Below are 22,218 nucleotides of genomic sequence, written 5' to 3'. Positions count from 1 at the left end.
TCATCGCCTTCGCCGTCATGGTCTTCGACCACGTCTATTCCATACAGCACGGCTCCCATCGCCCATCGCCCTGCGCCGTGCGGTCGTCACGGGACTCGGCGCGATCCTGCCGATGCTGACGCCCGTCATCCCGATGGCCGGCATCGCCAGTGGCGTCTTCATCCCGACGGAGGCGGCCGCGGTCGCAGGGTTCCGCGTCCTCGCGCACGGCCGTGCCGTTTGGAAGCAGAAGGCATTGTAGGCGGCGATGCCGCCGCGGCCTTCGACGAAGATCATTGCGGTCTCCCGAGCCTTCATGCTTGGCGCTCGAGCCAGTGGTGGACGAGGGGCCGGGACGGTGGCGGGTCTCGTCTGCGTCGCGACCGGCATGGGGATCGACCAGTTCGGCCTTCCCGGCGGCATCCTCGACATTTCTGGAACGCACTTTTGCTGCGCCGAAGGCATTACCGCGGTGAGGGGCGACGGCTCGATCTCGGCGGCAAGTTCGGCGTCGGCGTCGGCGGCGGGCGTAACCGAGAGCGTGCCGTCGCCGGCGCGGAAGAAGACGACAGCGGCCATCGGGCCTCGATCCGGCTTCTGTCGGAAGCGGAAGACCATCGCCCGTTGACAGGCGACCGAAGCGTCCGGCGGCGTGCCCCAATCATCGCGCAGCTGGAACCATGGTGGCGGCATGCGCAAGCATCGTCCGCCCCTTGTCGGGTTGGTGGCGTCCGGCTCGCGGCGGGCTCGCGGCGGGGCCACGGATCGGCGGCTCTGAAGCGGGAACGGAGCTTGTGCGATAAGGATCGAAGCCGGTCCATCTCCGTAACGCCACGCCTCCGCGGTCCCGGACCACATCACGGTCAGCCATCGTGGGAGGACGAGACAGTCGCCTTGTGGAAAGGGCAGACGTCGTCCTCGAAGGGCACTCTCTTTCGACGAAACAGTGGACCTTCGACGATCCCCGGCGCACCGATTCTGTCCATGCGGAAATGGCGGAAATCTTTGCGGGCCGGATCCCATGCCACGAGATACCACAGCGGCGGTAGTATCAGCACAGCCTGCGGTTCCACCTCTCGGAGGGTTCCTGCGCCTTTGGCGTCCCGGTAATGGAACCTCAGGTGGAGCCGTTGGAGAAATGCGGTCTCGAACGCGGGCAGCAGATCCGGATCGATCGAACCCAGACCTGAAATGTCCTGCCTGGGTGACAGTTGTCCGATATAAAGGCAGTCGAGAAGCCGGCGCAGATCGCGTATCTTATCGACGGGCAAGGTCTTCTCGATCTTTGCGAGCCCTGTATCGGCAAGATTGGCAAAGGGAAGAGATCGGGCAGCGCGCATCGCCGCAACGCTGATGATCAGCGCGAAGACCTCCGTCACGCAGAGTCGTGTCGTGGTTTGCATCGATTCAGCATCGAGCTGAATCCCCCCGCCCCGGCCCGATTCCGAATGGATGACGAAGCCTTGGTCACGCAGCGCCGCGATGTCCCGCAGCACGGTTCGTCTGGATGCACCGAGCTCCTCGGCCAGTTCGTTGACGGTCGAGGTTCCGTTCCGACGCAGGATACGGACGATGGTGTCGTGCCGGAGGCGAATGTTCATGGGTGGAGAATAGCACATTCGGTGCCAAATTTTGGCACCGATTTCCTCTAGCTGGGTCGTCGCAAGCCAACACGGAGAGAGAACATGACCTCACAGAGCCGAGCATCCGCCGCCGCCATGCCGGTTATCGTCAACCCTTCCCACCTGCATGACCCCACACCGAACGGCTACAGCACGGCGGTCGTCACTCCGATGTCCGGTCGGCTGGCTTTCATCTCCGGCCAAGGCGGGCAGGATAGGACCGGCGCACTCCCTTCGGATTTCGGCGGACAGGTGAAACAGGCCTATGCCAATCTCGCTGCGGTGATAGCCGCACTCGGCGCTCGCTCGGATCAGGTCGTGAAACTGACAGTCTACGTGGTCGATCACGATATGTCGAAGCTTGGCGTATTGACTGAGAACGTGACGGGGATGTTCGGCACCAAGCTGCCTGCGCAGACGTTGGTTCCAGTGCCGAGGCTTGCCATCGAGCCTATGCTTTTCGAGGTTGAGGCCGTGGTTCTTCTGGACTGAACACCCGGACGAAGCGCCCTGGCGGCGCGTTACGTGCCGGGCGGCTGAGGTCGGCCGGCCTGTGGACGGGCCCTTCGGGACCGACCCTGCGATGCCGGAAGACGTTGAAGCGCCTCGCGGCAAAGGCCGAGACAGGCCGTTCCGAACGCGCGGCGGCATGACGCGCGGCGGTCGAGCGAAACCGGCCCCGTCCCGAACCGAAAGGAGACGCAGATGCCCTATGTCACGGGATGCGTGATCCCCGTCGAGCGATCGAAGCACGGGCGTTTCGCGCAAGAGGCCGCGACGGCGGCGCCGATCCTGCGCGAGCTCGGCGCCTCGAGCGTCGTCGATGCGATGGGCGACGACGTGCCGAAGGGCGTGTCGACCGACTTCTACCGCGCCGTCGCGGCCGGGGAGGGCGAGGACGTCGCCTTCGGCTGGGTCGTCTGGCCGGACAAGGCGACCTGCGACGCCGCCGAGACGGCGATGAGGACCGAGCCGCGCAGGGAGATGTCCGCCCTGGCCTTCGACGGGCGGCGCATGATCCTGGGCGGCTTCGAGCCGGTGGTGGACGAGGGGCCGGGCGGTGCCTTCGGCTATGTCGACGGCTTCGTCCTCGCCGTGCCGACGCACCGGCGCGAGGCGTTCGTGCGGCACTGCCGGGAGGCCGCGCTCGTGGTCCTGCGCCACGGGGCGACGCGCCATGTCGAATGCTGGGGCGTCGACATGCCCTCGGGCACGCTCACCGACTTTCCCCGTTCCGTGAAGGCCGAGCCCGGCGAGACGGTCTGCTTCTCCTGGATCGAATGGCCGGACAAGGCGACGCGCGATGTCGGGCAGAAGGGCATCGTCGCGCAGATGCAGACGGCGATGGCGGACGATCCGATGCCGTTCGACGGCAGGCGGATGATCCATGGCGGCTTCGCCGTCGTCGCCCGAAACGGGTGAACAGCGGCCGAGCGCCGTCCGGCCTGCGGGATCGCGCCCGGATCGCCCGGCGCGGCGGAGCGTCGGGCGCGGGTAGGCCCGGCCCGCAGGCCCCGGTCGGCGCGAAGGCGCAGGATCCCGCGATCCCCCCGCGGCGAAGGCCTGCTGGGAACGTCATAGTTCCCCTGGTCAATATTCGCCCAGGACTGCAAAACAAACAGGCTTGCATGTTTTGAAAATGGGAGCATTCTGTCGGTCATCGAAGGGTGTTCCATGCAACGCACGCAGGATCAGAAGAGCGCCGAGACGCGCCGGCTCCTCATGGAGGCGACCATCCGCCTCCTGCTGCGCCAGGGCTATTCGCGGCTGACGACGCCGGACATCTCGCTCGAGGCCGGCGTCTCGCGCGGGGCGCTGACCCATCACTTCGCCTCCAAGGAGGAGCTGATCGCCTCCGCCCTCGAGCACCAGCTGCGGCTGGTGATCGTGGAGATGAAGTCCTTCGTCGAGGAGTCCGTCGGCCGGCCGAACCCGTCCGACCTCGTGATCGACTATCTCTGGGAGCTGATGACGAGCGGCCTCTACTACACGACGCTCGAATACCTGCCGGAGCTGCGCCACAACGCGAGCTTCAAGGCGCGGATGATCCCGGTCGTGAAGGAGTTCCATTCGGCGCTCGACGAGGTCTGGGCGACGCTGGCGCGGCCCGAGGGCATCGATCCGGACCGCGCGCGGGTAATGCTCAACGCCACGATGTGCCTCATCCGCGGCATGGTCCAGCAGACCATCGTGCGCGACGACGCCGACTATTTCCGCGAGATCCTCGCCTTCTGGAAGGCGAGCCTTCGCATGCTTCTCCATCCGCGCGTGCCGCCCGCGGGCGCGCCGAGCGCACCGACCACAGGACAAGATCCAGCGTGAGCCTCCTTCTTCTCAAGAACGCCCGCATCGTCGACGGAACGCAGGACCGGCCGTCCGACGCCCTCGACGTCCTCGTCGAGGATCGCGTCATCCGCGAGACCGGCCCGTCCTTGTCGAGCGCTTCGGCGACCGTGATCGACCTCGGCGGCCTCACCCTGATGCCCGGCCTCATCGACTGCCACGTCCACGTCATCGCCGCCACGCCCGACCTCGGCGCCAATGCCGAGCTGCCGAACTCGCTCGTCGCGCTGCGCGCCGCCGGCATCATGAACGCCATGCTGATGCGCGGCTTCACCACGGTGCGCGATCTCGGCGGCGCCGACCACGGCCTCGTGCAGGCGGTGGAAGAGGGGGCCATCGTCGGGCCGCGGCTCGTGATCTGCGGCAAGGCGCTGTCGCAGACGGGCGGGCACACCGACTATCGCGGCCGCAACCATTCGCGCTCGGTCGACTACTACAGGGACCGGCTCGGCGCGCTGGGGCGCGTGTGCGACGGCGTCGACGAGGTGCGCCGCGTCTGCCGCGAGGAGATCAAGGGCGGCGCGCGCTTCATCAAGCTCATGGCCAATGGCGGCGTCTCCTCGCCCACCGACCCGATCGCCTTCCTCGGCTTCTCGCGCGACGAGATCCTGGCCGCGGTCGAGGAGGCGCGCAACGCGCAGACCTATGTCGCGGCCCATCTCTACACGGACGAGGCGATCCGGCGGGCCATCGAATGCGGCGTCGTCTCCGTCGAGCACGGCAATCTCGTGACGCCGCAGACGGCGCGCCTCATCCGGGAGAAGGGCGCCTTCGTGGTGCCGACCAACGTCACCTTCGACCGCCTCGCCAAGGACGGGGCCGCGCTCGGCCTACCGCCCGAATCCGTCGCCAAGATCGAGGACGTGCGGGGCGCGGGTCTGGAGGCGCTCGGCATCCTGCACGAGGCCGGGGTGATGATGGGCTACGGCTCCGATCTCCTCGGCGAGATGCACGCCTTCCAGTCCGACGAGTTCGTGCTGCGCGGCGAGCGCCTGCCGGCGATGGATGTCATCCGCTCGGCGCTCGGCGACGCGGCTCGGATCGTGGGGATGGAGGGCCGGATCGGCACGCTCGCCCCCGGCGCCTTCGCCGACATGATCGTCGTCGACGGAGACCCGCTGGCCGATCTCTCGCTCCTGACCGGGCAGGGCCGCCACATGCCGCTCATCCTCAAGGACGGCGCGCTCGTCAAGCAGTCCCGGCGCTTCTGAATCCGCGGCGAGGGCCGTTTCCCTCCATCTCCGAAAAGGCGACAGACATGAACTTCGACAGACGTCAGGCCCTGCAGATGATGGCGGCCGGAACGCTCGCGGCGGCGATGCCGCGCCTGGCCCTCGCGCAGGGCGCCGAGTACCGGATCGGGGCCCTGTGCCCGATCACGGGCGCCGGCTCGACCTTCGGCACCGGCATGCAGAAGATGATCGTGGCGGCCGCCGCCGAGATCAACGCCGCCGGGGGCGCGGCCGGCCGCACCTTCAAGGTCTTCCAGGACGACACGCAGACCCAGCCGCAGGCCGCCGTCCTGGCCGCCAAGAAGCTCCTGGAGGTCAACGAGGTGCAGGCGATCCTCGGCACCTGGTCCTCGGGCGTCTCGCTCGCGGTCGTCCCGCTGACCAACGATGCCGGCGCGATCCTGATGAACACGTCCGGCGCGCCCGCCCTCTCGGTCGCCCCCGCCAACGCCAAGCATCTCTCCTACCGCTTCCAGGCGACCAACGACCGCTTCGGCCGGGCCTTTGCCGAGATCGCCAAGCGCGAGGGCTTCAGGAAGCCCGCGACCATGGCCTTCAACAACGCCTCGGGCATCGGCAACACGGAGGGCTTCACGAAGGCCTGGACGGCGGCCGGCGGAACGGTCGAGAAGGCCGTCGTCTACGAGCCGAACCAGCCGAGCTACCGCTCCGAGCTGCAGAGCGTGCTCGACGGCGAGCCCGACGTCATCGTCATGGGCTCCTATGTCGCCGACACCGCGATCATCCTGCGCGAGTGGTTCCAGAGCGGGGCGACGAACAAGTTCATCGTGCCCAAATGGGCCTTCAACGCCGACACGATCGCCACGCTCGGCCCCGACGTCATGGCCAACGTCATCACGGTGGAGAGCGTCGCCAACGAGCAGTCGCCCGCCTTCGCCGCCTTCGACGCGCTCTACCGCCAGGAGATGGGCGAGCCGGGCACGGCCAACAACTACGCCGCCATGACCTACGACATGACCGTGCTCCTGGCGCTCGCCATCGAGGCCGCCGGCCCCGGCGCCGACAATGCGGCGATCAACGCGCGGATCATCGACGTGTCCTCTCCGGACGGCGAGGTCGTGACCTCCTTCGCGGCCGGCCGCGACGCGCTGAAGGCGGGCAAGTCGATCAACTACGACGGCGCCTCCTCGGTGCTCGACCTCGACGAGTTCGGCGACGTGACGCCGGACTTCGGCGCCTTCTTCATGGACGGCGAGGCCTTCGCGCGCCGCTACGTCGTGAAGATCTGACGCAGCCCGCGCCCTCGCGCGCCGATGCCGGCCACGCCCTTGGGTGGCCGGCATCCATCCAGGCCGTCGCAGCCCGGCGCGCCGGCCGGCGGCGTCCGGTCGCCCGACCGTCGCGCGCCTCTACCGGACGCGCCGCCCGCCGGGCCCGGCAAGGGGCGCGCCGTGCCCTGCCGCCGCCCTTTCCGGCCCCCTCCATCCAATCGCGGGACCCATGACAAGCTTCTTCGATCTGCTCCTGTCCGGGCTGATGTCCGGCCTGGTGATCGGGCTCGGCGCGCTCGCCGTCACTCTCGTCTTCGGGGTGGCCCGCTTTCCCAATGCCGCCACCGGCGACGTCATGTCGCTCAGCGCCTATGCCGCGCTCGCGGCCGCGGGGGCGACCGGCTCGATGATCCTGGGCGGCGCCGGCGCGCTCCTGGCCGGCCTCCTCCTCAACGTCGCCCTCTATCTCCTGATCTTCCGCAAGCTCGCCCATCGCAGCCCGGTCATGTCGCTGCTCGCCTCGATCGGCGTCGGCTTCATGATCCGCGCCGGTCTCGGCCTGCTCTACGGGCAGCAGCCGCAGGTCTTCCGCGTGCCGCTGACGCGCCCGATCGTCTTCCTCGACCTGCGGATCCAGCCGACCGACCTGAAGCTCGCCGGCGTCACGCTCGTCACGCTGATCGCAGTCTTCCTCATCCTGGAGAAGACGGCGATCGGCCGGCGCATGCGCGCCGTTTCGGCCGATCCCGCGCTCGCGCGCGTCTCGGGCATCGACCCGGTGCGCGTGATGCTCGCGCTCTGGGCGCTGGCCGGCGCGGTCTCGGCCATGGCGGGCCTCATCCTCGGCATGAAGACGGTGGTGACGCCCGACATGGGCTGGAACATGCTCCTGCCGGCCTTCGCCGCGGCCGTCCTCGGCGGCATCGGCCACCCGCTGGGCGCGGTGGTGGCGGGCGTCCTCCTGGGCGTGGTGCAGGAACTGGCGACCCCGTTCGTCGGCTTCACCTACAAGATCGCCGTCGCCTTCGTCGTCCTCATGCTCGTTCTCCTCGTGCGACCGCGCGGCCTGTTCGGCCGCCAGGACGGAGCCCGCTGATGGAAGCCTATATCCTCGCCGTCGCGATCTTCGTGGCGATCTACGCCCTCCTGACGCTCGGGCTGAACCTGCAATACGGTCTGACCGGCCTCACCAATTTCGGCCTCGTCGGCTTCTTCGCCATCGGCGCCTACGCGTCGGCCATCCTCTCCACGATGGGCTGGCCGATCCTCGTCGGCTTCGCGGCGGGCATGCTCCTGGCGGTCGCGGCGGCCTGGCCGATCGGCCTCATCGCCCTGCGCCTTCGCGACGACTATTTCGCCATCGCCACGCTCGGCTTCTCCGAGGTCGTGCGCGTCGCCATCATCAGCGAGCAGGAACTGACCGCGGGCGTGCAGGGCATTCCCGGAATCCCGCGCCTCTTCGCCTTCGCCGAGGCGCGCACCGTGCAGCCCCTTCTCGTCCTCGGCACGCTGCTCCTCGTCAATCTCGCCGTCGTCCTGGCCATGCGCCGCATCGCCCGCTCGCCCTTCGGCCGCATCATCGGCGCGATCCGCGACAACGAGGAGGCGGTCAGCGCGCTCGGCAAGGACCCCGCCCGCTTCAAGACGCAGGTTCTGATGGTCGGCGCGGCCCTCTCCGCGCTCGGCGGCAGCTTCTACGCCCATTACGTCGGCTACGTCACGCCCGACCAGTTCATCCCCCTCGTCACCTTCCAGATCTGGATGGCGATGATCCTGGGGGGCGCAGGCCGCATCTCCGGCGCGGTGATCGGCACGCTCGTCCTCATGCTTCTTCTCGAAGGCTCGCGCTTCCTGCCGGACGTCCTGCCCTTCGTCTCGGGCGCGGCCATGGCCGAGATCCGCATCCTCCTCGTCGGTCTCGCCCTCGTGCTCTTCACCCTCTACCGGCCCCAGGGCCTCATGGGAGACTTCACCCGGCGATGAGTCTCGACGTCAGCCATCTCATGAAATCCTACGGTGCCGTGCGCGTCACCGACGACGTCACCTTCTCGGTGCCGACCGGCGATCTCGTCGGGCTGATCGGGCCGAACGGCGCGGGCAAGTCGACCCTGTTCTCGATCGTCACCGGCTTTCTCGACGCCGATGCCGGCGAGGTCTCGTTCGACGGCCAGCCGCTGCGGCGCGTGTCGCCGAGCGAGAGGGCGCGCCGCGGGCTGGTCCGCACCTTCCAGGTGCCGCGCGAGTTCTCCCATCTCAGCGTGCGCGAGAACCTGATGGCGGCCGCGCCCGGGCAGGCCGGCGAGACGCTGGGCTCGCTCTTCCTGGCGCCCCGCCGCGTGCGGCGCCAGGAGGCGGAGCTCGGCGAGAAGGTCGACGCGCTCCTCGCCTTCCTCAACCTCGCGCGCGTCGCCGAGGTCTCGGCCGGCCAGCTGTCGGGCGGCCAGAAGAAGCTCGTGGAGCTCGGCCGCGCGCTGATGACGGGCGCGCGCACGATCCTCCTCGACGAGCCCTTCGCCGGCGTCAATCCGGTGCTCATCGAGGAAATCTCGGCGCGGGTGCGCGAGCTCAACGCGCGCGGCATCGGCTTCCTCGTCATCGAGCACGACCTCGGCGCCCTGTCGCGCCTCGTCACCACGCTGCACGTGATGGATCGCGGCCGGCTCATCGCCAGCGGGCGGCCCGCCGATGTCCTCGCCGATCCGCGCGTGCGCGAAGCCTATCTCGGAGGTCTGTCATGAGCCTTTTGGCGATCGAGGCCCTGACCGGGGGCTATTCGGAGGTCGACATCCTGAACGGCATCGACGTCGCGGTCGACGCGGGACAGGTCGTGACCATCGCGGGCACCAACGGCGCGGGCAAGTCGACGCTGGCCAAAGCCGTGGTCGGCCTCCTGCCGCGCGTGGGCGGGCGCATCCTCCTGGAGGGAACGGACCTCGCGCGCGTGCCCGCCGAGAAGCGGGCGGGCCTCGGCATCGGCTACGTGCCGCAGGTCGCCAACGTCTTCGCGCCGCTGACCGTCACCGAAAACCTGGAGGTGGTGGAAGGGGTCCGGGACCGGCGCGCCCGCATCGCCGAGCTCTTCGCCCTCTTCCCGGCGCTGGCCGAGCGCCCGAAGGCGCGCGCCGGCAGCCTGTCCGGGGGCGAGCGCCAGCAGCTCGCCTTCGCCCGCGCGCTGATGACGCGCCCGCGCCTCGTCGTGCTCGACGAGCCGACCGCGGCGCTCTCGCCCGCCCTCGTCGAGGACAGTTTCCGCCGCATCGCCGGGCTTGCCGGGCAGGGCACGGCGGTGCTCCTCATCGAGCAGCGCGCCCGTCAGGCGCTGGCGATCTCCGATGTCGGCTACATCCTCGACATCGGCAAGGTGGCGCTGAAGGGTCCGGCCCGCGCGCTTCTCGACGACGAGCGCGCCGCCAGCCTCTATCTCGGCCAGGCCCACGCCTGACGCGGCGCGGCGGCGGCTTCGGAAAGGCCCGCTCGACGCGCGGTGTCCGCGGCCGCCGCGCCGCGTTGCCGATCCCGCCCCGACGCGATAGGATGGACGCCATGTCGTTCGTTTCGAACAAGATGGCCTCGCTTCTCGCGACCCTCGTGGTCGTGGGCCTCGCGCTGCTCTGTTCGTCGGCGGCGCAGGCGCATGGCGCCCATGGTCCGGCGGCGGTCGAGGCGCCGGTGCGGGTCCTTGCCGCTCTCGAGGACCGCGCGGCGGCTTCCGGAACGGACGGCGACGAGGCCCTTCGGGCCGGCGCGACCGGATCGGACGACGCGGTCGGCGGCCACCGCACGGCCGGGACCACCTGCTGCGGGACGGGCATGGCGAATTGCATGGCCGCGACGGTCGGCAGCTCCGGCCGGGCGTTTGCGGCGCCGGCGCCCGCCTGCCACGACCCCGCCCGGCCGGCCGACGCCCTGCGCGGCGCCCCGGTCGACGGACTGATCCGGCCCCCGAGACCCACGGTCTGACAGTGCGGCCGGGCGCCTGCGCGCGCCCCGAGCGATGTTTCAGACCCTGGGGCCTTTCCCAATGTATTCCCGACTTGTGACCGCGGCCGTGCTGGCCGTCCTGACGCTTGCCGTGCCCGTGCGCGCCCACGAGGGGCACGACCACGGCGCCCCGCCCCCCGCCGCCACCGCGACGGCCGCGCCGCGCGCCGAGGCGCAGAGCGCCCTCTTCGAGCTGGTCGCGGTGGCGCGCGGCACGTCGCTGGAGATCCATCTCGACCGGTTCGAGACCAACGAGCCCGTCATCGGCGCGACGATCGAGGTCGAGACCCCCGCCGGGCCCGCCACGGCGACCGCCGAGGGCGAGTTCTACCGCCTCGACGCGCCCTGGGCCGCGCAGGCGGGCAGCCACGACCTCATCGTGACCGTCACCAGCGGCGAGGAGGCCGACTTCCTGACGGCGACCCTTGCCATTCCCGAGGCGCGGGCGCCCGTCGTGGCGCAGGCTCCGGGCTGGCTGGTCGGATCGGCGCTCGCGAGCGAGATGCGCGAGGCGCTCTCCGTCGACCTCAAGGCGAGGCTGTCGCGCAACGACCCCGCCCTTCTGGCCGTCGGGGCGCTGGGCTTCGCGCTCGGCCTCCTCGTCATGGCGATCCTGCGCCGCCGGGCCGTCGCCGCGATGGCCGCGGCGGGCGTCCTCGTCTTTCTCTTCGGCACCTCGGTGGCGCTGGCGCACGAGGGGCACGACCATGGCGCCCCGCCGCCCGCGGCACCGGCGCCGCTCGCCGGCGATCCGGCCGGGCGCGACCTCGCGCAGCGCCTGCCCGACGGCGCCGTCTTCGTGCCCAAGCCGACCCAGCGCATCCTCGCCCTGCGCACGGTCGTGACGGCGCCCGCCGACCACCGGCGCAGCGTCGAGATGCCCGGCCGCGTCATCCCCGACCCGAACGCCAGCGGCTATGTCCAGGCCTCCGTCGCCGGACGCCTGTCGCCGCCGCCGGGCGGCTTTCCCCGCCTCGGCGCGCGCGTGAAGGCGGGGGACGTGCTCGCCTACGTCGCGTCCTCCATCGAGACGATCGACCAGTCGGACCTCGCGCAGCGGCTCAGCGAGCTCGACCAGGCGATCTCCATCGCCGAGCAGCGGGTGCGCCGGGCGCAGACGCTGGTGAGGAGCGGCGCGGTCGCCCAGACGACGCTCGACGAGACGCGGATCGAACTCGAGGGCCTTCGCGACCGGCGCGCCGCGATCGACGAGGTGCAGGTGAAGCCGGAGGCGCTGGTGGCGCCGGTCTCCGGCGTGATCGCGGCCGCCGGCGCCGTCGCCGGGCAGATGACGCGCAGCGACGCCGTCGTCTTCCACATCGTCGACCCGACGCGCCTCTGGGTCGAGGCGCTGGCCTACGGCTCGTCCGGTACCTTCTCCACCGCTTCGGCGATGGGCGAGGGCGTGAAGCCTCTCGCGCTGAGATTCGAGGGCTCCGGCCTTTCCGACCGCTCGCAGGCGCTGCCCGTCCAGTTCAGCGTCGAGGGCCCCGCCGAGGGCCTGCGTCCGGGCCAGATGCTGACGGTTCTCGCGCAGACCGAGGAGACGCAGACGGGCCTCGCCCTGCCGCGCCGGAGCGTCCTGCGCGGCGCCAACGGGCAGGATCTCGTCTTCCTCCATGTCGGGGCCGAGCGCTTCGAGCCGCGCGAGGTGCGCGTCCTGCCGCTCGACGGCGAGCGGGTTCTGGTCGCCGCCGGCATCGAGGCGGGCAGCCGCGTCGTGACCGAGGGCGCCGAGCTCCTCAACCAGATCCGTTGAGGGCGCGTCCATGTTCACGGTCCTCGTCACGCAGTCCCTGCGCAACCGCATGCTCGTCCTGGCGATGGCGGCGGTGCTCGTCCTCTACGGCGCCTTCGTCTCGGCGCGCCTTCCCGTCGACGTCTTTCCCGACCTGAACCGGCCGACCGTCACCGTCATGACGGAGGCCGAGGGGCTCGCGCCGCCCGAGGTGGAGCAGCTCGTCACCTCTCCGATCGAGACGCAGATGAACGGCCTGCCGGGCGTCTCCCGCGTGCGGTCCGTCTCGGGCGTCGGCCTCTCCATCGTCTATGTCGAGTTCGACTGGGACACCGACATCTACCTGAACCGCCAGCAGATCGCCGAGAAGCTGGCGCTCGTGCGCAGCCAGCTCCCGCCCGAGGTCTCGCCGCAGATGGGGCCGATCTCCTCGATCATGGGGCAGGTCATGCTGGTCGCCGTGACGGCGCCCGACGGCGTGTCGCCGATGGCCTTGCGCGAGGCGGCGGACGCTTTACTGCGCCCGCGCCTCCTGTCCGTGCCCGGCGTCGCGCAGGTCATCCCGATCGGCGGCGAGGTGCGCCAGTATCGCGTCGCCCCGAACCCGGCCGCCCTGCGCGCGCTCGGCGTCACGCTGGACCAGGTCGAGGCGGCGCTGACCGCCTTCGGCGCCAACACGGGCGGCGGCTTCACCGATCAATATGCCCGCGAGTTCCTGATCCGGAACGTCGGCCGCAGCCTCAGCCTCGACGATCTGCGCAGCCTCGTCGTCGCGACCGTCGACACGCGGCCCGTCCTCCTCGATCAGGTGGCGGACGTCTCGTTCGGCGCGCGCCAGAAGCGCGGCGAGGCCGGCTATATGGGCCGGCCCGCCGTGATCGTCTCGATCGAGAAGCAGCCGGATGTCGACACCGTCACCCTGACCCGCCAGCTGGAAGCGGCCCTCGGCGAGGTCAGCGCCTCGCTTCCCGGCGGCATCGAGGCCGACCAGGTCCTGTTCCGTCAGGCCGACTTCATCGAGACCTCGGTGAAGAATGTCGAGACGGTGCTTCTGGAGGCCATCGCCGTGGTGGCGGTCGTCCTCTTCGCCTTCCTCCTCAACGTGCGCACCACCGTGATCTCGCTGACGGCCATCCCGGTCTCGATCCTGGCGACCGGGATCGTCTTCCACCTCATGGGCCTCTCCATCAACACGATGACGCTCGGGGGCCTCGCCATCGCGATCGGCGAGCTCGTCGACGATGCGGTGGTGGACGTCGAGAACATCTTCCGGCGCCTGCGGGAGAACCGCGAGCTCGGCAATCCGCGCTCCGTCTTCGACGTCGTCGTCTCCGCCTCGCAGGAGGTGCGCTCGGGCATCGTCTATGCCACCGTGATCATCGTCCTCGTCTTCGTGCCGCTCTTCGCCCTGTCGGGCATCGAGGGGCGGCTCTTCGCGCCGCTCGGCCAGGCCTACATCGTCTCGATCCTCGCCAGTCTCGTGGTCTCGATCACGCTGACCCCGGTCATGGCCTATTATCTCCTGCCGGGGCTCAAACGCCTCGACGAGCGCGAGAGCGCCCTCGTGCGGTGGCTGAAGGCCGGCAACCGGGCGCTGCTCGAGCGCGCCTTCCGCTGGCCGCGCGCGCTGATGGCCTGCGCCGCCCTGGCCGTCGGCCTGGCGGCCCTCGCCGCCACCGCCCTGCCGCGCGCCTTCCTGCCGCCCTTCAACGAGGGCACGCTGACGATCAGCATGGCCTTCAACCCCGGCATCTCGCTGGCGGAGTCGCACCGGGTCGGCCTCATCGCCGAACGCCTCATCCTGGAAGTGCCGGAAGTCTCCGTCGTCGGACGGCGGACGGGCCGCGCCGAGCTCGACGAGCATGCCGAGGGCGTGCACTCGTCCGAGATCGAGGTCGACCTCGAGACGGGCCGTCCCAAGACGGCGATCGAGGCGGACATCCGCTCGCGCCTGTCGGTCCTGCCGGTGTCGATCAATATCGGCCAGCCGATCTCGCATCGCCTCGACCACATGCTGTCGGGCGTGCGGGCGCAGATCGCGCTCAAGGTCTATGGCGAGGACATCGACACGCTGCGCAGCGTCGCCGAGAGCCTGAGGGGCCGCCTTGCGAGCGTTCCCGGCGTCGTCGACCTCCAGGTCGAGAAGCAGGTGCGCATCCCGCAGCTCGAGATCCGCATCGACTATGCGCGCGCGGCCCTCTTCGGCATCCAGCCGGCCAAGGTCACGCGGGAGCTGGAGCAGCTCTCCAACGGCCGGGTCGTCTCGCGCCTCGTCGACGGCAACCGCACCTACGACGTCGTCATGCGGCTCGGCGACGCCGAGCGCACGACGCAGGCCCTCGGCGATCTCCTGATCGAGACGCCGGCCGGCTGGATCCCCGTGCGCGAGATCGCCGAGCTGCGCGAGACCGACGGGCCGAACCAGATCCTGCGCGAGAACGGGCAGCGCCGCGTCGTGGTGCTCGCGAACGCCGCGGGCGATGCCGACATGGCGCAGGTCGTCGAGCGCATCCGGGCCGAGGTCGCCGGCGCGGCCCTGCCGCCCGGCTTCTCGACCAGCCTCGAGGGCACCTTCCAGGCGCAGGAGGAGGCGAGCCGCACGATCGGCCTCCTGTCCCTGGTCTCGCTCGCGATGATCTTCGCGATCCTCTACAGCCGCTACCGCTCGGCCGTGTTCACGCTGATCATCCTCGGCAGCATCCCGCTCGCCCTCATCGGCTCCGTCGCGGCGCTCTGGATCTCCGGCCAGCCCCTGTCGGTCGCCTCGATGATCGGCTTCATCACGCTGACGGGCATCGCGGCCCGCAACGGCATCCTGAAGATCAGCCACATCATCAACCTGTCGATCCACGAAGGGCTGCCCTTCGGGCGCGATCTCGTGATGCGCGGCAGTCTGGAGCGGCTCACCCCCGTCCTGATGACGGCCCTGTCGGCCGGCGTCGCGCTGGTGCCGCTGATGATCGACGCCGCGGCGCCGGGCAAGGAGATCCTCCACCCCGTCGCGGTGACGATCTTCGGGGGCCTCGTCTCCTCGACGCTGCTCGACACGGTCCTGACCCCGGTCCTCTTCCTGCGCTACGGCGAGAAACCGCTGAGGCGCCTCGTGGACGCCGCCCGCGCCGCCGCCCCGCAGGCCACCGCGCCGTCGCCGGGCGCAAGCCCCGCCCATTCCTTCTGATCCCGTCACCGGAGACCCGACCCCATGACCATCCGCACGCTGATCCTCGCCGCCGCCCTCCTCGCCTCGGGGGACGCCGGCGCCCACGAACCCCGCAAGGGGCCGAACGGCGGCACGCTCGTCGATGCCGGCGCCCTCCATGTCGAGCTCGTCGCGGCGGGAAGCGAGGTGAAGGTGTTCGTGAGCGATGCCGCCGACGCGCCGCTGCCGGCCGACGGCTTCAAGGGCACCGCGCTCCTCCTTCTCGGCGGCAAGCCCGCCCGGATCCCGCTCAGCGCGTCCGGTCCGTTCCTGTCGGGGACGCTCGCAAGCCCGTCCGAGGGGCCCGTCAAGGGAGCGGTCCAGCTCACCGGCCCCGACGGCAAGACCTCGCAGGCGAAGTTCGACTGACCGCAGGGGCGGCGGTCATCCGTCCCGGACCGAAGACGACCGGAGACCATCAAGGGAGAACACCGAGGGGACAGGTCCGGATCGCCGCCGTCGCCGCGCCTCTGGCGGCGGCCCAGGCAGAGGTCCCTGCCGCCATGCCCGGCGGACCTTCGGACGGGGCCGCGGAACGCCTCGCGGGCTGGATCGCGGCCGCCCGCGGGACCCGTTTCATGCATCGCCGGCGGAGGAGGGCAGGAGCCTTCCTCCGCCGGCATCTTCGTGATGCGATCGAAGGCGGCCGCCCGCGCCGGGGCGCGGTGGCGGCCGGTCGCGGCGCGGCGGTCAGGCCGCGGCGATGGCCTTCTCGATCTCGGCGCTCGTGTGGCCGGTGAGGTCCTTGGAGATCTCGCCGACGAGCACGTCCTTCAGCTTGGCATGGTAGTGCTTGCGCATCTCGCCGAGCGCCCGGGGCGCGGCGACGACGACGAGGTGCTTCAGCTTGCCCTCGACGGCATGCTTGTTGAGGATCGCCACGACGCCGGCGGAGAAGCCGTCCTCGTCCTGCGTGTCGTCGTCGGGATTGGCCGATGAACTGCTATGGCCCATGCCGCCGCTCTTGTTGTCGGTGTTGACCGCGACGTTCGGCTGGGCTGCGAGCTTCGGGTTCGCCGCGTCGCCCTCGTTCACGAACAGGCTGAGCTTCTGGCCGTCTGCGACGGCGACCGTCGCGCCCTGGGGAAGTTCCATCTCGTCTCTCCATCTGCCGCACGCGCCCGGCGCGTGCCCGATCGATCGGTGCGCCGATCCTTCATGCCTGCCCAACGCCGCCGGGGGCCAAAGGATGCGCGGCGCGCCCGTGATCCGCGGAGGAACCGGCCGCAAGCACGGACGGGTTAACGAATCGTGCTGCCCGCGGGCCCGGGATCGTAGATCGCTCATCAATTTTCTACCGCTATCGCTAGGGCATCATTTCCTCCCGGTGGACCCACGCGATGCGCCTCACGATTAGGACGAAACTTGCCGGTGCCTTCGGGGCCGTACTCCTCATGCTCGCCGTTTCCGGTTACCTCGGCATCGCCAGTCTCGGCTCGGCCAACGACACGATGAAGGACTTTGCCAAGGGTCCCTACACCCAGTCCAACCGCCTCGGCGAGATCGCGCGACGGGTCGAGACGATGGGGCGCTCGCTGAACGCACTTGTCATGGTTGACGACGACGCGCTGAAGCTCGAGCGCCGCAAGACCGTGGAAGATACCCATGCCAGCGTCGTGAAGACGCTGACCGAGTTCCGCGACGCCATCACCCCGGCGGAGACGGGGGCCGTGGCCGAGGCGAACGCGATCCTCGCCAATCTCCAGGCGTGGAAGGAGGCCGCCATCAGGGCGATGGACCTCTCGCAGCAGAATTCCATCGTCCGGGCGCTGGAACTCAACGCGCAGAAGGGCGGGCTTCTCGGGACCCGGATGCTGGAGCGCCTCAACGCCACGCGCCAGGCCATGCTCGCCGGCGGCTTCGACGGGCCGGCGCGCTCCATCAACGCCGACCTGCGCGTCGAACTGCAGACATTGCGCTTCCTGATGATCACGGCCGTCGCCGAGAGCGATCCGGCGCGGATCGATGCTGCAAAGCCAGTCTTCGCGGACGGGCTTGCGAGTTTTCGCAAACACTTAGACGATTACAGGGCTGCCGGCTTGGCCACACCCTTCGCGGTCCAGATCAACGAAGTCGCAGCTTCCGCCGACGAGCTGCTCGCCGTGATGCAGAAGATATTCGCGCTCGGCACCGTCAATACCGACGCCGAGGCCACCAACATCGCCATCAACACGGTGCGCCCGCTTACTCTGGAGATCAACAACCAGGTCGCCGATCTTATCGCATTCGAGGGCAAGGTGGCCACGGCCATGCAGGAGACGACCGAGAAAACCTACATCTCGACCAGAAACATGCTCGTAATCGTCATTGTCGTCGCCGTTTGCCTCGGCATCGCGGCGGCGTCCTGGATTTCGGTCTCCATTGATCGCGGGCTCAAGCTCGCCATGCACCACGCCCGCAAGATCGGCGGCGGCGACATTTCCGAACGCATCGCCCACAACTATCGCGACGAGATTGGAGATCTGCTGACGACGATCTGCCAGATGCGGGTGAAGCTGAACGAGATCGTCTCGGGCGTCATCGACTCGGCCGCGCAGGTGGCGAGCGGCTCGCGCCAGTCGGCGGCGACCGCCGAACAGCTCTCCTCGGGCTCGACCGAGCAGGCCGCAGCCTCCGAGGAGACTTCCGCCGCCGTCGAGCAGATGACGGCGAACGTGCGCCAGAACGCCGACAACGCCACGCAGACCGAGACGATCGCCCGCCAGGCGAGCGTCAGCGCCGAGAAGAGCGGCGAGGCGGTCTCCAAGGCGGTGGAGGCGATGCGCGCCATTTCCGACAAGATCCGCGTCGTGCAGGAGATCGCGCGCCAGACCGACCTTCTGGCCCTGAACGCGGCCATCGAGGCCGCGCGCGCGGGCACCCACGGCAAGGGCTTCGCGGTGGTGGCGTCCGAAGTGCGCAAGCTCGCCGAGCGCAGTCAGGCCGCGGCGACCGAGATCGGCGAACTGTCGAGCTCCACGCTCTCCATCTCCGACGAGGCCGGCCGCATGCTCTCCGCGCTCGTGCCGGACATCCAGCGCACGGCCGAACTGGTCTCGGAAATCTCGGCGGCCTGCCGCGAGCAGTCCGTCGGCATCGAGCAGATCAACCAGGCCATCACCCAGCTCGACCAGGTCACCCAGGCCAATTCGGGCGCGGCGACCGAGATGACGGCGACCGCCGAGGCCCTGTCCGGCGAGGCCGTGAACCTCAACGAGCGGACGGGCTTCTTCCGGCTGGAGGGCATGGGCCAAGGCGGCGCGGTCCACGCGCCGGCCCCCGCCGCGACCGTGACCGCGCTGCGGCCGGCCTCGCCGCCGAAGGCCGCCCCGGTCGCGGCGCAGGGCTTCGACGTTGATCTCGACGGAGGGTTCGAGCGACGCCGCGCCTGAGGCGCGCCGGTCTGAACGCCACGCCCCCAGATGGAACAGCGCCGTGCGTCGCCAGCCGCACGGCGCCGTCGTTTCGGCCCGGCGCCCTTTCGACGCCCGTCCGCCCGAACGGGGCAAACCGGAGGGGCGGACCGTTCCGACGGGAGCCGAGCGCTTCGTGACGCGTTGGAAGGGGCGTCGGACGGCGAGGGCGCGCCCCGCCCCTCGACGCCTCGAACCTCAAGCATCGCCGGAAGGAAAGCGCGTGAACGACCGCCCCAAAGTCACCTGCCACATGACCTCGTCCCTCGACGGCGGGCTCCATCCCAGCCGCTACACGAAGAGCCCGAAGGGTGTCGTGAAGGACTGGAGCGCGGCCTACGAGGGGATCCACGACGCGATTGCCGCCGACGCCTGGCTCGTCGGCCGCGTGACCATGGCCGAGATGGCCAAGGGCGCGCCGCACCCGCCGGCCGGGCACGGCGCGGTGGAGCGCCCGGTTCATGTCGCCCGCCGGGATGCGAAGACCTACGCGGTCGCGGTGGACCGCTCCGGCAAGCTGCATTTCGCCAAGGGCGATATCGGCGGCGATCCCGTCGTGGTGCTTCTGGGCGGCGGCGTCGAGGACCGCCACCTGGCGGAGCTTGCCGGCGACGGCGTGTCCTACATCGTGGCGGAGGGGCCGGAGATCGACCTCGGCACGGCCCTCGCGGTGCTGCGGCGCGAATTCGGGATCGGGCATCTGCTGCTGGAGGGGGGCGGGGGCGTGAACGGCTCGTTCCTCGCCGCCGGCCTCGTCGACGAACTGAGCCTCGTCCTGGCGCCGGCGCTGGTCGGGCGCGTCGGCGAGGAGACCATCGCCGTCTTCGGAACGGAGGGTCTCCAGGGCAAGGTCGAGCTGACCCTTCTCGGGGTCGAGACGCTGGAGCACGACCTCCTGCACCTGCGCTACGCCGTCACCCCCTCCTGAAGGCCGCTCGCCCCCGGCGATCGGCCGCGCGCGCCGGCGCGTGCTTTCGCGACCTGCCCCGGTCGCCGCTTCGCTCGCGAAAACACGCGCTTGCGCGCAGATCGGCCTTGTTGCGGGCGGAGCGCGTCATTAGAGGTGCCGCAGGAACGCCTTGGCAAGGCTCGAGCGACGGGGATGGCAGGCACAGTGCGGACGATCATTCCGATCATCATGGCGGGCGGCTCCGGCACACGGCTCTGGCCGCTGTCGCGCGAGACGATGCCCAAGCAGTTCATCCCCCTGATGGACGCGGGCGGATCGACGTTCCAGGCGACGCTGGAGCGCGTGAGCGGCCCGCAATTCGGGCCTCCGATCGTCGTCACCGGCAACGACTTCCGCTTCATCGTGGCCGAGCAGATGCGTCTTCTGGGCCGCGAGGGCGAGATCCTGCTCGAGCCCGAGCGGCGCGACTCCGCCGCGGCGGTTGCGGCCGGAACACTGAAGGCCATGGAGCGCGACCCCGAGGCGATCTGCCTCGTGCTGGCGGCCGACCACGTGGTGACGGGCACCGACGCCTTCGTCGAGGACTGCCTGCGCGCGGCGCGGGCCGCCGAGGACGGGCGCATCATGACGCTCGGCATCGAGCCGACCTCTCCCTCCGTCGCCTACGGCTATATCGAGGTCGGGGCGCCGCTCGGCGTCGAGGGCACGTTCGCGCTCGAGCGCTTCGTGGAGAAGCCCGACCGGGCGCGCGCCGAGGCCTATGTGGCGGACGGGCTCGTCTGGAACAGCGGCAACTTCCTCTACCGGGCGGACGCGATGATGGAGGAACTGCGCCAGGAGGCGCCCGACGTCGTCTCGGCCGTCTCGGCCTCGCTCGCCGCCGGCCGGCGGGATCTGGAATTCCTGCGCCTCGACGCGGACGCCTTCCGCCGCGCGCCGAAGATCTCGATCGACTACGCCGTGATGGAGAAGACGCGGCGGGCCGGCGTCGTGCGCGCCTCCTTCGGCTGGTCCGACGTCGGCTCCTGGGATTCGATCTACGACGTGAAGCCGGCGGACGCGCAGGGCAACGTCATCGAGGGTCCGGTCAGCGTTCTCGGCACCCGCAACAGCCTCGTGCGCTCGGACGGGATCCTGACGGCCGTCGTCGGGCTCGACGACGTGGTGGTCGTGTCCACCGCCGATGCCGTCCTGGTCGCGGCCAAGAGCGAGGCGCCCAAGGTCAAGGATCTCGTCGCCCAGCTCGTCGCGGCCGGCCACGAGGCCGCCACCGACCACCTGCGCATCCACCGGCCCTGGGGCTGGTACCAGCGCATCGACATCGGCGACCGCTTCCAGGTGAAGCATATCTGCGTCAAGCCCGGCGGCATCCTCTCGCTGCAGCGCCACCATCACCGCGCCGAGCACTGGGTCGTCGTGCACGGCACCGCCGAGGTGACGATCGACGGGACGGTGAAATACTATCACGAGAACGAGGCGGCCTATCTGCCGATCGGCTGCACGCACCGGATGCACAATCCCGGCAAGATCGACCTGAAGATCATCGAGATCCAGGTCGGCAGCTATACCGGCGAGGACGACATCGTGCGCATCGAGGACGTCTACGCCCGCCAGTAGCGGACGCGCCGCCCGGCCCGGACCGTGCGGCGCGCCTCGGCGCGCTGCATTCCCGCCGGGCGTGCAGCGGCCGACGGCGCGGCGCCGGGCGTTTGACGGATGACGCCTCGCCCGTTCGCTCCGCCAGCCCGTTCGGGCGTTTCGGCCGGCGCAGGCCGCCGGTTCAGAACTGGACGCCGCGGGTGAGGGCGCCGTCGACGACGAGATTGGTGCCGGTGACGAAGCTCGCCACGGGGCTCGCCAGGAAGACGGCGGCGTTGGCGATCTCCTGCGGGGTGGCCATGCGGCCGGTCGGGTTGAGGGCGAGCGAAGCGGCGAAGAGTTCGGGATTGCCGGCCTCGATCTGCGTCCAGACCCCGCCGGGAAAGTAGGTGTTGCCGGGCGACACGGTGTTGGCGCGGATGTTCCGGGGCGCCAGGCGATAGGCCAACCCCTGCGTGTAGTGGATGAGGGCGGCCTTGAAGGCGCCGTAGGGGCCGGCGGCGAAGTCGATCTCGCGGCCCGAGACCGAGGCGATCGTCACGATCGAGCCGCAGTCGCTCTTCTCGAGGCTCGGCATGGCCGCGTCGACGAGGCGCACCGTGCCCAGTATGTCGGTCTCGAAGCCCTGTCGCCAGCTCTCCTCGTCGCTCCCGACGGCGAGCGCGCTGACATTGGCGACGACGATGTCGAGCCCGCCCAGCGTGCGCGCGGCCTCCTCCACGAAGCCTTTCAGCGCGGCCGCGTCCGAGACGTCGACGCCACGGCCGAGGGTTGAAACGCCGAGCCTGGCGAGATCCTCCGCCATGCTCAGCGCGAGCGCCCCGTCGCGGGCGCAGAGCGCGACATCCGCGCCCTCCTCGGCGAGCGTTCGGGCGATCGCGAGGCCGATGCCGCGCGTGCCGCCGGTGACGAGCGCCTTGCGCCCCTTGAGTCCCAGATCCATCGCCTGTCTCCATCCTGCCTTGCCGCGGCGCGCCCCCCTGGCGCGCCC

General features: G+C 70.2%; 21 protein-coding genes. 18 read left to right on the top strand and 3 right to left on the bottom strand.

Annotated features, from left to right (window positions below):
- Window positions 1–112 precede the first annotated feature (112 nt).
- Together ASG48_RS18945 and ASG48_RS13510 are read left to right on the top strand one after the other, a co-directional pair.
- On the top strand, window positions 113–241 hold the full coding sequence (locus tag ASG48_RS18945; RefSeq protein WP_280138016.1) for a hypothetical protein: 129 nt from the start codon (window positions 113–115) through the stop codon (window positions 239–241).
- Between the two features lie 96 nt (window positions 242–337).
- Complete coding sequence (locus ASG48_RS13510) at window positions 338–607, top strand: hypothetical protein (protein WP_055850562.1); 270 nt, start codon at window positions 338–340, stop codon at window positions 605–607.
- 235 nt (window positions 608–842) lie between these two features.
- On the opposite strand, the gene ASG48_RS13505 is transcribed toward ASG48_RS13510, so the two are convergent.
- Window positions 843–1,580 (bottom strand): WYL domain-containing protein, encoded by a 738-nt coding sequence (locus ASG48_RS13505; RefSeq protein WP_055850559.1) that lies wholly within the window; start codon window positions 1,578–1,580, stop codon window positions 843–845.
- Between the two features lie 84 nt (window positions 1,581–1,664).
- Here ASG48_RS13505 and ASG48_RS13500 point away from each other — a divergent pair, with 84 nt between their 5' ends.
- The 13 genes from ASG48_RS13500 to ASG48_RS13440 all read left to right on the top strand — a co-directional run bounded on the left by ASG48_RS13500 (window position 1,665) and on the right by ASG48_RS13440 (window position 15,695).
- Entirely contained in the window at window positions 1,665–2,093 is a 429-nt protein-coding gene (locus tag ASG48_RS13500) for a RidA family protein (RefSeq protein WP_055850556.1), read from the top strand.
- A gap of 213 nt (window positions 2,094–2,306) precedes the next feature.
- A complete protein-coding gene (locus ASG48_RS18855) occupies window positions 2,307–3,023 on the top strand; it encodes a DUF1428 domain-containing protein (protein ID WP_082529457.1) in 717 nt (238 codons plus the stop codon).
- A 252-nt stretch (window positions 3,024–3,275) separates the two neighbouring features.
- Entirely contained in the window at window positions 3,276–3,923 is a 648-nt protein-coding gene (locus ASG48_RS13490) for a TetR/AcrR family transcriptional regulator (protein ID WP_055850553.1), read from the top strand.
- A complete protein-coding gene (locus ASG48_RS13485) occupies window positions 3,920–5,155 on the top strand; it encodes an amidohydrolase family protein (protein ID WP_055850551.1) in 1,236 nt (411 codons plus the stop codon). The genes ASG48_RS13490 and ASG48_RS13485 overlap by 4 nt, the downstream gene beginning before the upstream one ends.
- Window positions 5,156–5,202: 47 nt before the next feature.
- Window positions 5,203–6,426, top strand: coding sequence for an ABC transporter substrate-binding protein (locus tag ASG48_RS13480; protein WP_055850549.1), 1,224 nt, complete (start codon window positions 5,203–5,205; stop codon window positions 6,424–6,426).
- Window positions 6,427–6,637: 211 nt separating this feature from the next.
- On the top strand, window positions 6,638–7,504 hold the full coding sequence (locus ASG48_RS13475; protein WP_055850546.1) for a branched-chain amino acid ABC transporter permease: 867 nt from the start codon (window positions 6,638–6,640) through the stop codon (window positions 7,502–7,504).
- Window positions 7,504–8,391 carry a branched-chain amino acid ABC transporter permease gene (locus ASG48_RS13470; RefSeq protein WP_055850543.1) on the top strand — a complete coding sequence of 296 codons (888 nt, stop codon included), beginning with the start codon at window positions 7,504–7,506 and terminating at the stop codon, window positions 8,389–8,391. The genes ASG48_RS13475 and ASG48_RS13470 overlap by 1 nt, the downstream gene beginning before the upstream one ends.
- Window positions 8,388–9,146, top strand: a complete 759-nt coding sequence (locus tag ASG48_RS13465) for an ABC transporter ATP-binding protein (RefSeq protein ID WP_055850540.1) — start codon at window positions 8,388–8,390, stop codon at window positions 9,144–9,146. Before ASG48_RS13470 ends, ASG48_RS13465 begins: the two co-directional genes overlap by 4 nt.
- A complete protein-coding gene (locus ASG48_RS13460) occupies window positions 9,143–9,850 on the top strand; it encodes an ABC transporter ATP-binding protein (protein WP_055850538.1) in 708 nt (235 codons plus the stop codon). The genes ASG48_RS13465 and ASG48_RS13460 overlap by 4 nt, the downstream gene beginning before the upstream one ends.
- A gap of 101 nt (window positions 9,851–9,951) precedes the next feature.
- The gene (locus tag ASG48_RS13455; protein WP_055850535.1) at window positions 9,952–10,368 is read left to right on the top strand and encodes a hypothetical protein; all 417 of its coding nucleotides are present in this window, start codon (window positions 9,952–9,954) and stop codon (window positions 10,366–10,368) included.
- Between the two features lie 61 nt (window positions 10,369–10,429).
- Entirely contained in the window at window positions 10,430–12,148 is a 1,719-nt protein-coding gene (locus ASG48_RS13450) for an HlyD family efflux transporter periplasmic adaptor subunit (RefSeq protein WP_055850533.1), read from the top strand.
- A gap of 10 nt (window positions 12,149–12,158) precedes the next feature.
- Window positions 12,159–15,305 (top strand): efflux RND transporter permease subunit, encoded by a 3,147-nt coding sequence (locus ASG48_RS13445; protein WP_055850530.1) that lies wholly within the window; start codon window positions 12,159–12,161, stop codon window positions 15,303–15,305.
- Between the two features lie 24 nt (window positions 15,306–15,329).
- The gene (locus ASG48_RS13440; RefSeq protein WP_055850526.1) at window positions 15,330–15,695 is read left to right on the top strand and encodes a hypothetical protein; all 366 of its coding nucleotides are present in this window, start codon (window positions 15,330–15,332) and stop codon (window positions 15,693–15,695) included.
- A gap of 321 nt (window positions 15,696–16,016) precedes the next feature.
- On the opposite strand, the gene ASG48_RS13435 is transcribed toward ASG48_RS13440, so the two are convergent.
- Entirely contained in the window at window positions 16,017–16,421 is a 405-nt protein-coding gene (locus ASG48_RS13435; protein WP_055850521.1) for a host attachment protein, read from the bottom strand.
- A 245-nt stretch (window positions 16,422–16,666) separates the two neighbouring features.
- Between ASG48_RS13435 and ASG48_RS13430 the strand changes: the two genes are divergently transcribed.
- The 3 genes from ASG48_RS13430 (at window position 16,667) to ASG48_RS13420 (ending at window position 21,245) form a co-directional block, all read left to right on the top strand.
- Window positions 16,667–18,697: a methyl-accepting chemotaxis protein gene (locus tag ASG48_RS13430; RefSeq protein ID WP_082529456.1), complete on the top strand. Its 2,031-nt coding sequence runs from the start codon at window positions 16,667–16,669 to the stop codon at window positions 18,695–18,697.
- 244 nt (window positions 18,698–18,941) lie between these two features.
- Complete coding sequence (locus ASG48_RS13425; protein WP_082529455.1) at window positions 18,942–19,646, top strand: dihydrofolate reductase family protein; 705 nt, start codon at window positions 18,942–18,944, stop codon at window positions 19,644–19,646.
- 174 nt (window positions 19,647–19,820) lie between these two features.
- Window positions 19,821–21,245, top strand: a complete 1,425-nt coding sequence (locus ASG48_RS13420) for a mannose-1-phosphate guanylyltransferase/mannose-6-phosphate isomerase (protein ID WP_200939598.1) — start codon at window positions 19,821–19,823, stop codon at window positions 21,243–21,245.
- Between the two features lie 163 nt (window positions 21,246–21,408).
- Here ASG48_RS13420 and ASG48_RS13415 read toward each other — a convergent pair whose 3' ends face one another.
- Window positions 21,409–22,170: an SDR family NAD(P)-dependent oxidoreductase gene (locus tag ASG48_RS13415; RefSeq protein ID WP_055850512.1), complete on the bottom strand. Its 762-nt coding sequence runs from the start codon at window positions 22,168–22,170 to the stop codon at window positions 21,409–21,411.
- Between the last annotated feature and the right edge of the window lie 48 nt (window positions 22,171–22,218).

It is taken from the genome of Aurantimonas sp. Leaf443 (assembly GCF_001425575.1).
Taxonomy (GTDB): Bacteria; Pseudomonadota; Alphaproteobacteria; order Rhizobiales; family Rhizobiaceae; genus Leaf443.
This window is presented reverse-complemented; position numbering and strand designations above follow the sequence as displayed.